A 12,581-nucleotide genomic window follows, 5' to 3' on the forward strand; every position below is an offset into this window, starting at 1 on the left:
GTCGTTATCCAGTCATCAACTGAGTTGGTCGATAATACCCTGAATATATTGAAAAGTGACGGCACGCCCCAACCCGGTCGGGATGATGAAATCAGCGCGCTTTCGCTTTTCGATATCTGGCATCTGTTTCGACAGAATGGCGGAAAATTTTGTCTCCGTCATCCCTTCTCGCGAAAGAACACGCTGGCGTTGTATGAACCCGGGGGCCGATACAACCGCAACATGGTCACAGCGCTTTTCACCGGATGTTTCATATAAAAGCGGGATGTCGAGAACAACCAGCTTGCGCCCCAAACGACGCTGAGCGGCAAGAAACCGGTTTTCGGCTGCGCGCACCAGCGGATGCAGGATGGTTTCAAGCGTTTTTAGAACATCCGGATTGGCAAAGGCGATCTTGCCCAATGCCTGCCGATCAATCCGGCCATTAACGATCACATCGGGAAAGGCCTTGGCGATCGGATCAAAGGCAAGGCCATCTGGCGCCATCAATTCATGGGTCGTGGCATCGGCATCATGGACCGGCACACCAAGGGTGCGAAACATCGCCGCCGCGGTTGACTTGCCCATGCCGATGGAGCCGGTTAACCCAAGAATTTTCATGATAAGATTACCCTTCGGATCTTAATCCGGCGAAAGAACGAAATCGCGCAGTTCCTGGGTCACTTCCGGATCAATCGCGAACCAGCGATGGAAACCCGGTCGTGCCTGATGGAGCAACATGCCAAGCCCGTCGACAATCGGATTGCCGCGTTCCCTGGCCTTCACCAGAAGGTCGGTCATCAGCGGCGCATAAACGATATCGGTGACAAGGGCCGTTTGCGGCAAACCATCCAGATCAATCTCAAGTTTGGGCTGGCCGACCATACCAAGGCTGGTGGTGTTGACCACAAGCGACGCCCCCAACAGGGCATCGGGTGCAAGTGGCCAGTCGACAACCTTGATCCTCGGATCATTGATTTCAGTCGCAAGGTCCTCGGCGCGTTTGCGCGTGCGGTTGGTCAGTCGGATTTCCGGGCAGTCTTCTTCAAGCAAGGAAACAAGAACCGCGCGGCATGCCCCACCAGCCCCAAGCACCACGGCCGGACCTGACGCAAAGGCACTGTCCGGGGCAACTTGCCGCAGGTTTTCGACAAACCCGAACCCGTCGGTATTGTCACCCAAAACCTCGCCATTCTCGGTGAAAGTGATGGTATTGACCGCACCAACCCGCTTGGCCCGATCAGAGAGCTGATCACACGCAGCCATGGCGGCTTCCTTGTGCGGAATGGTCACATTTACGCCGGCAAAACCAAGATCACGCAGGGATTTCAGGGCCGTTTCAAAGTTTTCGGGTTTGACCGGCAACGGCATATAACAGCCATCGATCCCGTATTTCGCCAACCAATAACCCTGCAGGCGCGGCGATTTCGAATGTGAAACCGGCCAACCCATCACGCCCGCCAAGCGCGAGGTTCCGGTCAGGGTGCGATAGGTATGATGCGGAGTCATCGAATGATATTTCCTGCCTGAATGCTTTGTATCAGTTTGATTTTTTTATGCTTTTAGAACGCCATGATCGCGCAAGAAGCCGATCAGCGGCAAGAGCGGCATGCCCAGAACCGTGAAATAATCCCCGCGCACCTCGGTAAAAAGCTGCGCGCCCAGGCCTTCAAGCTGATAACCGCCGACACAGTGATAAATCTCCTCACCGGCGGCATCGAGATATTCTTCGAGCCATTCATCGGTGAAGTTGCGCACGGTCAGATGGGCGGTATCAATCGTGCCCCAGATGCGCGAGCCTTCCTTATATATAACAGCGGCCGAGACCAGCTTGTGACTTTTGCCCCGCAGGGCCAGGAGTTGCGCGCGGGTATTGTCACGGTCCATCGGCTTGTCAAACCAGATGCCATTGCATTCCAACATCTGATCAGCGGCAATCACAATCGCATCGGGTTGCTGGCGATACATGCGCAGCGCCTTCATTTCCGCAAGCGTCTCTGCGGCTTCGGCCGCCGTCGCACCCTCGGCCTTCATCGCCTGTTTATAGCCGTCCTCGTCAATCATCGAGGCGACGGCTTCGCAATTGACACCAGCATTGGTCAGCATGGCATGGCGGGCCTTGCTGCTGGATGCGAGAATAAGACGATGGGTGCTGGGCATATGTTTATCCTGTTGGTGCAGCTTAATGACCGCGGCGGTCATACATGGTCGATAAAATGATGGCGGCGGTTTCTTCGATGGACCGGCGGGTGACATTAATGATCTTCCAGCCGCGTTCGGTAAAGTATCGCCGTGCCTGGTGAACTTCGTCGCGGACTGCAACCGGATCAACATAATCGCCGCCCTCGCCGCGTTCGATCTGGCGCAGGCGGTTTTTGCGGATCGAGACCAGCTGATCAACATCCTTGATCAAGCCGACCACCAGGGGTTTTTTGAGCTGATCAAGTTCCGGCGGCAACGGGCAGCCCGGCACAAAGGGAATATTGGCAGTCTTGATGCCACGATTGGCCAGATAAACCGATGTCGGGGTTTTGGACGTGCGCGAAACACCGACAATCACCACATCGGCGTCTTCCAGATCCCAGCCCGATTGGCCGTCATCATGGGTCAGGGTGTAATCGATCGCCTCGATCCGGTTGAAATATTCCTCGTCCATTTTATGGAGCGCACCGGTCCGGCCGTGCGATTGCTGCCCCAGATACCCGGCCATCATGGTGACGGTATTATCAAGCACGTGGCTGTGGGGGACCTGCAGGCGGCGACAGCCTTCTTCGAGCTTGCGACGGATGTCGCTGTCAAAGACGGTGTAAAGAACGATGCCGGGATTGCGTTCGATATCGGCCAAGACACGCGCCAGCTGGGCATCTGTCCGGATCAGCGACCAGACATGTTCATGAGCACGCACATCGGGAAACTGCGCGACGCAGGCGCGCGCGATGCCATCGACCGTCTCGCCGGTTGAGTCCGAGACCAGATGAAGATGGAAAATTTTGTCCGTCCCGACCATGCCTGTCCGTTTCTTTGGTCAATTTTTGATCACCAAGCAGAATCTTATCCACTTTTTGCCGACCAAACGATTTTTCTAACTTTATTCAAACAAAGTTACGGCTGTTCAAAATACCGATCACTAACCGGATGGATAAGAGTTTTATCGCAACCCGAAGTTAGCGGATCGGAGTCGGCCCTGTGGATAAATGTGGATAACGGGTGCGACTCCGGCCCGATTTTTTCCACAGGAATTATCCTCCCGCTCATACAAAGTTTCTCAAGTGCTCTGTCCCGAGCGGGATAAGTGCCAAATTTTTCCCGTAATAACAGGGATAAGAATGCAAAAACCAGACTTATTCACCTTATCCCCATTATTCAAAAACGTCTTTTCCCAAGGCAGAGTCCGGGAGTCGTTCGGAGTCGTACACAGTTTTCCCCAAGGCCGGTTGAGATGAATCATTTTTCCCGAGTCGGAATGTGAATAAACTGTGCGTGAAATTTAATCCCTGTTATCCACAGGGAACCACTCACAAACAACATCCTTTTTTATTAAATAAGGTTTTGTTAGGCAGAACGTGGAAAACGTCTTGGCAAAGGCCCCAGGGCACATTTCACGAAATAACAAAGCCGGTTCTGACAGGTGGCCGAACGCCACGTGTCAGGCCAAAGATCAAAAAAGCGATCGGGAAGAGAAACAGGAAACCAGATGCCTAACACCCAAAAGACCTTCTTGCGTGCCCTTGCCGGTGAAACCTTGCCGGTACCGCCGATCTGGCTGATGCGCCAAGCTGGTCGCTATTTGCCAGAATACCGCGCAACCCGCGAAGAAGCAGGCTCTTTCCTTGATCTTTGCTATAATCCTGATCTTGCTTGCGAAGTTACGTTGCAGCCGCTGCGGCGCTTTGACTTCGATGCGGCAATATTGTTCTCCGATATCCTCGTTATACCGCAGGCACTTGGACAGCATTTGGCCTTCAAGCAGGGAGAAGGCCCACAGCTTGAGGCCATCCGCGATGCTTCAGGCCTGGGCAAGCTTTCAGTTGAAGGCATTCATGACACGCTTGGTCCGATCTATGAGACGGTTTCAAAGCTTTCACACGCCATTCCATCCAGTACAGCACTGATCGGCTTTGCCGGTGCGCCCTGGACCGTTGCGACCTATATGGTCGAGGGCAAGGGTTCCAAGGACTTCCCGAATATCCGCCGCTTTGCCTATGGCGATCCCGATGGTTTTGCCAAACTGATCGACATTCTGGTCGAGGCGACCACGCAATATTTGCTGAAACAGGTTGAGGCAGGCGCAGAATGCATTCAGCTGTTTGAAACCTGGGGCGGGGTGTTGTCCGAGACCGGCTTTAATCGCTGGGTGATCGAGCCGACCAAACAGATCGTTGCCAATTTGCGCGCCGTGCACCCGGATCTGCCGATCATTGGCTTCCCGCGTGGCTGTGGCTTGCATCTGGTCGATTTCAAACAGAAAACCGGTGTGACCGCGGTTGGCCTTGATAGCGGGGTGAAACTCGACTGGGTGGCAGAAAACCTTCAGAAACTGGGGCCCGTACAGGGCAATCTGGATCCGATGCTGCTGATCACCGGCGGTGATCCGATGTTTGATGAAACCAAGCGCATCCTTGATACGCTGGGCAAGGGGCCATTCATCTTTAACCTTGGCCATGGCATCACGCCGGAAACCCCGCCGGAACATGTTGGCCAGCTGGTCGACTTCATTCGCGATTACAAAGGGTAAATGTCGGCAATTGTTGCATTTTATTTTGTGATTTTTGAAATCAATCAAATCGATTGAAATATTCAATGCGTATGATGGGCGTTGCCTGTTGCGCTTGGGTCCGGTTTGACCAAAATAGGCGCCGGAGCGCGACGGGTTTACATCATTCCCGGTTTGTCGGGAACCGGTCCAGACACGATCTGACATGAAGGATAGCCAAATGTCCGAGACGACGCGCAAGAAACGCGCCATTGTTCTTTTCAATCTGGGGGGGCCGGACAGTCCGGCAGCTGTTGAGCCGTTTCTGTTCAACCTGTTTAATGATCCGGCGATCATCAGCCTGCCCAATCCGTTCCGCTTTTTGCTGGCAAAGCTGATTTCGCGTCGCCGCGCGCCAATTGCGCGCGAGATTTATGACCATATCGGTGGCAAATCGCCGCTTCTGGAACTGACCCAGGAACAGGCAGATGCGCTTCAGATTGCGCTCAATGCCGAAGATGACGGTTATGAAAACCGTTGCTTCATCGCCATGCGCTACTGGAAGCCGTTTGCCGATGATACCGCAGCCGAAGTCAAGGCATGGGGCGCGGACGAACAAATCCTGCTTCCGCTTTATCCGCAATTTTCCACCACCACCAGCGGATCGTCGGTCAAGGACTGGAAACGGGCCTGTGCCAAGGTTGGCCTGACATCCCCGATCAAAACGGCGTGCTGCTATCCGACCAATCCGGGCTTTGTCGAAGCATCGGCTGAGATGATCAAGGCGGGCTATGAGCGCGCGCTGGCCAAGGCTACCGAACTTGGCATTGATAAACCGCGCATCCTGTTTTCCGCCCATGGTGTGCCGAAAGCGGTGATTACCAAGCGTGGGGATCCCTATCAGTCGCAGATCGAAAAAACATCGGCCGCCGTGGTCGAGAAAATGGCGATCGAAGGATTGGACTGGAACGTTTGTTATCAAAGCCGGGTCGGCCCGATGGAATGGATTGGCCCATCGACCGAGGACGAGATCGAGCGTGCTGGCAAGGAAAACAAGGGTATCGTCGTGGTGCCGATTGCCTTTGTCACCGAGCATTCGGAAACCCTGGTCGAGCTTGATATCGAATATGGCGAACTGGCGCATGAAAAACACGTGCCGATCTATGAGCGCGTGCGCACCGTCTGTTCCCATCCGAAGTTTATTGCCGGACTTGTTTCGGTCGTAAAACAAACGCAAGACGAGCTCGATGAAAAAGGACCGGATGACTATACGGTCGAAACGCGCGGCTGGTGGTGCCCGGATGAACATTCCTGTGCGGTGGCCAAGCAGCCGTCGCTGAAACCTGCCGGGGCCTAGATCACAGTTATAACGCCAAGCGGGCCGGTTCTGTTTTTGGATCGGCCTGATTGCTGTTATGGTCGGAAAAATTCAAAAAAATTCCCGCTTGCGCGGGCTTTAACCTGCCGACCCTGACCGTCACATCCAGAGAAGAGAGAGATGGATAGTTACAGCATTATCAAATCCCTGCATGTCATCAGCGTGATCGCCTGGATGGCGGGTCTTCTGTATTTGCCAAGGCTTTATGTCTATCACTGCGAAGTGGCGCCGGGCTCGGAAGCCAGCGAGAAATTCAAGGTGATGGAACGCCGTCTTTTGCGCGCCATCATGAACCCGGCAATGATCGCGACCTGGATTTTTGGCGGCTATCTGATCCATGCGGCCGGTGTCATGACCGAAGGCTGGTTCCACGTCAAACTGCTGTGTGTGGTTCTGATGACCATCGCACACATGATGATGGCGCGTTACCGCCGGGCGTTCGAGGCGGATGCCAATACGAAATCGCAGAAATTCTATCGTATTTTCAATGAAGTACCGACGATCCTGATGATCATTGTCGTCTTCATGGTGATCGCACGGCCCTTCTGATCGGCTCTGTTTGACGGCCCATCAGTAAAAACGTTTCGATTTTAAAATAAAAAGGCCGCCAAACTGGCGGCCTTTTCTTTGTCATCGTTTTGGCATCGATCCAAAAGCCGATGGATGGGGTCAATCAGGCGTTGCCAGCCGGCTGACCTTCCATCTTGGATGCGAATTTTTTGCGGAAAAGATCAGCAAAATCAATCTGCTGCATCATCAGCGGCGGGAAACCACCGTCTGCGGTCAGGTCTGCGACGATTTTACGGACATAGGGGAACAGCAGGCGCGGAACTTCGATCATCAGAACCGGCAGGCGGTGTTCGTCAGAAACATTCAGCGTCACAACGCAGCCATACTGCAGTTCGGCAATGAAGGCCACCTTGTCGCCAACGTCGGCTTTGACATTGATCTTGATGGTGACTTCGTGAAGTTTCTGGTCCTGGGTGGTGCGGGCCTCAACATCAACGTCGATATTGATTTTCGGCTGCTGCTGCAGGGCAACGCTTTCCGGTGCGTTCGGGTTTTCGAACGACAGATCCTTGATGTACTGGGTGTGGATCGTGATCGGATTTGCGGCCGGCTGCTGCTTCTGTTCTGCTGCGCCTTCTGCACCGGTGGTATTCTCGGCCATTAAAGTCTAGCTCCCTTAGAGGTCATTTCGTCTTGATCAGAAAAAAGCTTTCGGCTTGAAGGCTTTGCCTTGGCTGAAATGCTTATTACTGACGCCGCCCCGTTGCGGCAGATAAATTGGACTTGTTGGCCTAGCACGTCTGGCCTGCACGGGCAAGCCAATCAGAGCGGGTCAAAGCCCTTATCAAAGCCCGCGTTTCCGGGGGTTTGGTTGTCCTTATTGCGGACAAAGGCCTTTGAATCAAAGAAGGCTGACCGGGGGTGTCGGCCAACCTTCTGATTTTGTGATTTTCGGATGAATTCAGCGCGTCTCGTCACGCGGCGGCAAATTGCGCGGTGTTTCGGGATTGTCGCCCGGATCGTTGCTGCTATCGGTGTCGTTTGACGGATCGTTCGGGCTGACATCTTCGAAATCGCCATCAATGATCGGCCCGGCCCCACGTGGCCGTGATCCGCTAGGTCCACCAGCGCCATGTCCACCGGGTCCATTGGGCCCGCGCCCGTTTGGCCCGTCTTGCGCGCCGCTGGAATAGGTCGCACCGCGGAAGTTTGTCCGGATATTGCCCGACTGGACCAGCTTCATGATGACCTTGGCCCCGATCAGCTGGCGCAGCGGCGGGACAAGCAACAGGAAGCCAAAGGTGTCGGTGACAAAGCCCGGGGTCAGAAGCAATACACCAGCGATCAGAATGCAGATGCCGTCAAACAGGGCACCAATGGGCATTTCGCCCTGATCCATCTGGCTTTGCGCCTTGGCCAGAGTTTGCAACCCCTGGGCACGCATCAGGGACGTACCGATGATGGCTGTTAGAACAACCACGCCAATGGTCGGCCATAGCCCGATCAGTTCGCCGGCCTGAATAAAGACCGCGATTTCGATGATTGGCATGGCGACGAATATCGCGAGAAAGTAAAAGCCCATTGTTTCTCCGTTTACTGGCGATGGATTGCCTGTATGCGCCGCAAATGTCGTATTATCACATGCATTTTACGGCCAAAGCTGACGTCTTGCTGAAACTATTGCAGAAAACAACTTGGTTTTCAGCGATTTCTCATTAATCTGCACACTTAAGTTCGTTGGTTAGTTGGTGGGAACGCTAATGTGACAACGCGACAAAAATGCGGCAGATCGTCATCTTGGCCTTGCCCCGGCGCATATCGCACCGGTGAAGGGTGAAGATGATCACATCTTGCCGGGTAATCGGCAGTTGCCCTTGCATTTGGTTAAGTTCATACCATCTCTCCACCACGGTTGTGATATACAGACAACCAGTTTGAAACCATTAGGATCACGAGACCGTCTTGCAGTATTTCGATATATTCTTATTCGCTCTGATTGCGGTTTTCCTTGTGCTGCGTTTGCGTGGCGTGCTTGGCCGTCGCACCGGCAATGAAAAGCAGGGGCCGTCCGATATCTTTGGCCGTCAGACTCATGACAATGAAGGCCAGAAAGACGCCGCAGCTCAGACCGATAATGTTTATCGCCTGCCGGACTCCGGTAACGATCAGGATGTGGCAGATGTTCCTTCGGGCACGTTTGCAACCCTGCAGGAGATCCAGAAGCACGATCCGAACTTTACCCAGCAGGACTTCCTGAATGGCGCGCGCATGGCGTTCGAAATGATTGTCGAATACTTTGCCAAGGGCGACAAGGATGGCCTGAACCCGTTGCTTTCGGCCGAGGTTTACAAGAACTTCGCCGCCGCCATCGATGCCCGCGCTGAAAAGGGCGAGCACGAGGAAACCACCCTGGTCGGTATCAAGAGCGCGTCCATCCATGACGCCAGCCTTGAAGGCCGTACGGCCTATGTCACGGTCAAGTTCGTGTCCGAGGAAGTCTCGGTCATTCGCAATGCCGAGGGCGATGTTGTCGATGGCGACCCCAACAAGGTGGTCGAGGCCGAAGACCTTTGGACATTCGCGCGCAATATCGAAAGCCGCGATCCGAACTGGCAGCTGGTTGCGACCGAAACCCCGGAAGAAGAAACCGCCGATTAACGACGGTTTCACAAAGACCAAACATATCAAAGGCGATCCGATAAACCGGGTCGCCTTTTTTCATGTCCGCATGGTAACGAGCACGCGCAATTATCGGCTTGTTAAGCATGTCAGGGGCAAAATCGGGTTTTCGCAAAGCCGATCTTGGGCGCAGAATCCGAGACGGTAACGTTTGCCTTGGTTACAAGCGGGTTTCCATCTTGAAAAGACGACTGGTTTTATCGCGCAGCCTGTCCCTTGTTTCTGTGCTGGTCGGTGCGGCTGCCGCCCTGATCTGGATGTTCTGGCCACAAATCACCGGACAGATCGAACCCCCGGCCGAGGTGGAAGACAAACTGACCCTGCGCCCGGCGACGTTTGCCGATCTTGATGGCTGGCAGACCGATGATATGCGCGGCACCGTGCGGGCCTTTGCCCGGTCGTGCCAGGCGATGCTAAGACGCAGCGATGACAAACCCGTCGGGCCTGATCCGCGCATGGGCACCATTGGCCAGTGGCGGGATCGTTGCGAAACCGCGGTTTCCCTTGATGTTGAAAGCCTTCGCAAGGAAGACGCGCGGGCCTTCTTTGAAAGTGGGTTCAGACCCTATCTCAGTGGCAATCGCGATACGGTCGAGGGCCTTTTTACCGGCTATTACGAGCCGGAATTGCAAGGCCGGCTGACCCGTGGCGGGGCGTATCAGACGCCGCTTTATCTTAAGCCCAATGACATGGTTTCGATCGATCTTGGCGATTTTCGCGAGGATCTGAAAGGCACCAAACTGGTCGGGCGGATCGCGGGTGATGCAATCAAACCCTATTACGACCGCGAAGCGATCGAGGAAGGGGCATTGTCAGACCGTGATCTTGAACTGGTCTGGGTCGATGACGCGGTGGATGCCTTTTTCCTGCAAATTCAGGGCTCTGGCCGGGTGGTTCTGCCTGATGACAGCGTGCTTCGGGTGGGCTATGCCGCAACCAACGGCCACCCTTACTTTGCCATCGGGCGCGAGCTGATTGCGCGCGGGGTGCTGACGCGTGAAACCGTATCGCTGCAATCAATCCGTAAATGGCTGCATGACAATCCGGGTGAAGCCGATGCGGTGATGAATACCAACGCATCCTATGTGTTTTTCCAGCCGCTTAAGGTTGATCCGAATGACCCCGAAGCGGGCCCGCTGGGATCGCAAGGGGTGCCGTTAGAGCCCGGCCGGTCATTGGCAGTGGATCGGCGGTTCCATGCCATGGGGGTGCCGGTCTGGCTTGAAACCAGCGATCCGATGAATGCGGACCGTACATTCCGCCGCCTGATGGTGGCCCAGGATACCGGTGGGGCCATTCGCGGGCCGGTGCGCGGTGATATCTTCTTTGGCCCGGGCGAGGACGCGGCCCTTTATGCTGGCCACATGAACCGGCAGGGCCGCAAATATGTCCTGTTGCCCAACAGCATCGATCCGGCAAGCTGGCAGGATGCGGATACTCAGACAGGGGGCACTTCATGATCCGTCATATTGTGTTGCTGCAGATCCCAAGCCATATCGCGCAAAGCGACATCGACACCATGATCGGCGAACTTGAAAAAGTTGCCTTTTCAGTGCCGGGCGCATTGGCCTTTTGCGGCGGGGCAAAGATGACTGGAAGCGGCCTTAGTCAGGGATTTACCCACGCCATCACCATTGATTTCACTGATCTGGCAGCGCGCGACACCTATGTGCGCGGCCTTGATCAGGACTGGATCGGCATTCGATTGTCGGAAATGACCGAAGGCGGACTTGGCGGTATTCTTGCGATCAGCGTCAATGTCGATGACATTCATACGCCCGACAAGGGATCGGACAAGAAGCCGGAACTACGCTGGATCTGAACTAGATTACGTCGGATTAGCTTATAATTAAGATCCAACCGACGATCTAAATTGCGTCTTTTTGGATATTTTGGCGCACGGACCTGAAACAGGGACAGCGCAAAGAAAAACACCGGACGGCAAGGCCATCCGGTGTTGATCGATATTGGGTTGTTGTTGGTGCCAGACTTACTGGGCGGCAACGATGCCTTCGTTGCCGGCATCCGATTTGCCGCAACCACCTGCGTCACCGTTGCTGCCAACGCGTGATTTGCGCTGACGCTGGCTTTCGGATTTGAGCTGCCCGCAGGCGGCCAGAATATCGCGGCCGCGCGGCCAGCGGATCGGCGCTTCGTAGCCGTTATCGAGCAGGATTTGCGCGAACTTCTTGATGTCGTTGGTCGGCGTGCATTCGTAATCCGAACCCGGCCATTTGTTGAACGGGATCAGGTTGAACTTGCAGTGAACGCCCTTGACCAGCTTGGCCAGCGCACGCGCATGTTCGGGTTTGTCGTTCACGCCTTTCAGCATGACATATTCCATGGTGATCGGACGGGCGTTCGACATGCCCGGATAGTTCCGGCACGCATCCATCAGTTCTTTTAGCGGGTATTTCTTGTTGATCGGCATGATTTCGTTGCGCAGATCATCATCAGGCGCATGCAGCGAAATCGCCAGACCAACGCCAAGGTCTTCGCCACAGCGCACGATTTCCGGCACCACGCCCGAAGTCGAAAGCGTAATCCGGCGGCGCGAGATCGAAATACCTTCGCCGTCCATGGCAATGCGCAGGGCATCGCGAACGTTTTCATAGTTAAACAGCGGCTCGCCCATGCCCATCATGACGATGTTTGAGAGGCGGCGGATGCCATTGGCCGGGGTCGGCCATTCACCGTAGCTGTCGCGTGCGACCATGAACTGGCTGACGATTTCGCCCGGTGTCAGGTTACGCACCAGAAGCTGGGTACCGGTGTGGCAGAATTTGCAGGTCAGCGTGCAGCCAACCTGCGATGAAATGCAGACAGCACCGCGATCTTCGTTGCGATCGGGGATATAGACCGTCTCGGCCTCGTTGCCGTCATGGAACTTCATCAGCCATTTGTGGGTGTCGTCAGTGCTTTTCTGATCGGCTGTCAGAACCGGACGCCCGACATAGAAATCCTGAGCCAGGCGATCACGCAGCTTTTTGGAAATGTTGGTCATGTCCTCGATGTCGGTGACACCGCGGTTATAGATCCAGTTCCAAAGCTGTTTGACGCGGAACTTGCTTTCGCCCATGCCAGCCATGAGTTCGGTCAGTTCTTCGCGGGTGATGCCGACCAGATCACGACGCCCGTCGGCAGCCTGCCCATTGGCGGCGCGCGAAACGAAGTCGGACAGCGACGGCCCATCCTGCTTGGCAGGGGCATCGGTCAGGGGTGCGTTTTCGGTCAGGACGTCGGTCATCCCGGGCTCTCTCTTTTGCGTAGTGTGGGTTTGCCAGACAGCTTTTTGGCCGTCTTGTTCTGGCGTCAGCGGGACTATACCAGAAATGATGCAAA

13 protein-coding genes are annotated in these 12,581 nt (G+C 55.0%); 6 read left to right on the forward strand and 7 right to left on the reverse strand.

Annotated elements, in window-relative coordinates:
* Positions 1-15 precede the first annotated feature (15 nt).
* From coaE to FHI25_RS05795, 4 genes are read right to left on the reverse strand one after another with little or no spacing between them, the layout of a single operon-like run.
* Positions 16-600, reverse strand: coding sequence for a dephospho-CoA kinase (gene coaE, locus FHI25_RS05780; RefSeq protein WP_210515907.1), 585 nt, complete (start codon positions 598-600; stop codon positions 16-18).
* A gap of 21 nt (positions 601-621) precedes the next feature.
* Entirely contained in the window at positions 622-1,488 is an 867-nt protein-coding gene (locus FHI25_RS05785; protein ID WP_210515909.1) for a shikimate dehydrogenase, read from the reverse strand.
* Positions 1,489-1,533: 45 nt separating this feature from the next.
* On the reverse strand, positions 1,534-2,139 hold the full coding sequence (locus FHI25_RS05790; protein ID WP_063086279.1) for a nucleoside triphosphate pyrophosphatase: 606 nt from the start codon (positions 2,137-2,139) through the stop codon (positions 1,534-1,536).
* 22 nt (positions 2,140-2,161) lie between these two features.
* A complete protein-coding gene (locus FHI25_RS05795) occupies positions 2,162-2,986 on the reverse strand; it encodes a pyruvate, water dikinase regulatory protein (RefSeq protein ID WP_008888770.1) in 825 nt (274 codons plus the stop codon).
* A gap of 687 nt (positions 2,987-3,673) precedes the next feature.
* Here FHI25_RS05795 and hemE point away from each other — a divergent pair.
* The 3 genes from hemE to hemJ all read left to right on the forward strand — a co-directional run bounded on the left by hemE (position 3,674) and on the right by hemJ (position 6,599).
* Positions 3,674-4,714, forward strand: a complete 1,041-nt coding sequence (gene hemE, locus FHI25_RS05800) for a uroporphyrinogen decarboxylase (protein WP_210515911.1) — start codon at positions 3,674-3,676, stop codon at positions 4,712-4,714.
* Positions 4,715-4,913: 199 nt separating this feature from the next.
* Positions 4,914-6,029: a ferrochelatase gene (gene hemH, locus FHI25_RS05805; RefSeq protein ID WP_210515913.1), complete on the forward strand. Its 1,116-nt coding sequence runs from the start codon at positions 4,914-4,916 to the stop codon at positions 6,027-6,029.
* A 141-nt stretch (positions 6,030-6,170) separates the two neighbouring features.
* Positions 6,171-6,599 (forward strand): protoporphyrinogen oxidase HemJ, encoded by a 429-nt coding sequence (gene hemJ / locus FHI25_RS05810; protein ID WP_008888773.1) that lies wholly within the window; start codon positions 6,171-6,173, stop codon positions 6,597-6,599.
* Between the two features lie 124 nt (positions 6,600-6,723).
* Here hemJ and secB read toward each other — a convergent pair whose 3' ends face one another.
* Positions 6,724-7,221 (reverse strand): protein-export chaperone SecB, encoded by a 498-nt coding sequence (secB, locus tag FHI25_RS05815; RefSeq protein WP_008888774.1) that lies wholly within the window; start codon positions 7,219-7,221, stop codon positions 6,724-6,726.
* 300 nt (positions 7,222-7,521) lie between these two features.
* Positions 7,522-8,142 (reverse strand): FxsA family protein, encoded by a 621-nt coding sequence (locus tag FHI25_RS05820; protein ID WP_210515916.1) that lies wholly within the window; start codon positions 8,140-8,142, stop codon positions 7,522-7,524.
* Between the two features lie 380 nt (positions 8,143-8,522).
* Here FHI25_RS05820 and FHI25_RS05825 point away from each other — a divergent pair, with 380 nt between their 5' ends.
* From FHI25_RS05825 to FHI25_RS05835, 3 genes are all read left to right on the forward strand, one after another.
* A complete protein-coding gene (locus FHI25_RS05825; RefSeq protein ID WP_210515918.1) occupies positions 8,523-9,218 on the forward strand; it encodes a Tim44/TimA family putative adaptor protein in 696 nt (231 codons plus the stop codon).
* A gap of 200 nt (positions 9,219-9,418) precedes the next feature.
* The gene (locus tag FHI25_RS05830; RefSeq protein WP_210515920.1) at positions 9,419-10,699 is read left to right on the forward strand and encodes a murein transglycosylase A; all 1,281 of its coding nucleotides are present in this window, start codon (positions 9,419-9,421) and stop codon (positions 10,697-10,699) included.
* The gene (locus FHI25_RS05835; RefSeq protein ID WP_008888778.1) at positions 10,696-11,061 is read left to right on the forward strand and encodes a Dabb family protein; all 366 of its coding nucleotides are present in this window, start codon (positions 10,696-10,698) and stop codon (positions 11,059-11,061) included. The genes FHI25_RS05830 and FHI25_RS05835 overlap by 4 nt, the downstream gene beginning before the upstream one ends.
* A gap of 168 nt (positions 11,062-11,229) precedes the next feature.
* On the opposite strand, the gene rlmN is transcribed toward FHI25_RS05835, so the two are convergent.
* Positions 11,230-12,486 carry a 23S rRNA (adenine(2503)-C(2))-methyltransferase RlmN gene (rlmN, locus tag FHI25_RS05840; RefSeq protein WP_210515930.1) on the reverse strand — a complete coding sequence of 419 codons (1,257 nt, stop codon included), beginning with the start codon at positions 12,484-12,486 and terminating at the stop codon, positions 11,230-11,232.
* Positions 12,487-12,581: the final 95 nt, after the last annotated feature.

Source organism: Thalassospira sp. ER-Se-21-Dark (genome assembly GCF_017922435.1).
Classification (GTDB): domain Bacteria; phylum Pseudomonadota; class Alphaproteobacteria; order Rhodospirillales; family Thalassospiraceae; genus Thalassospira.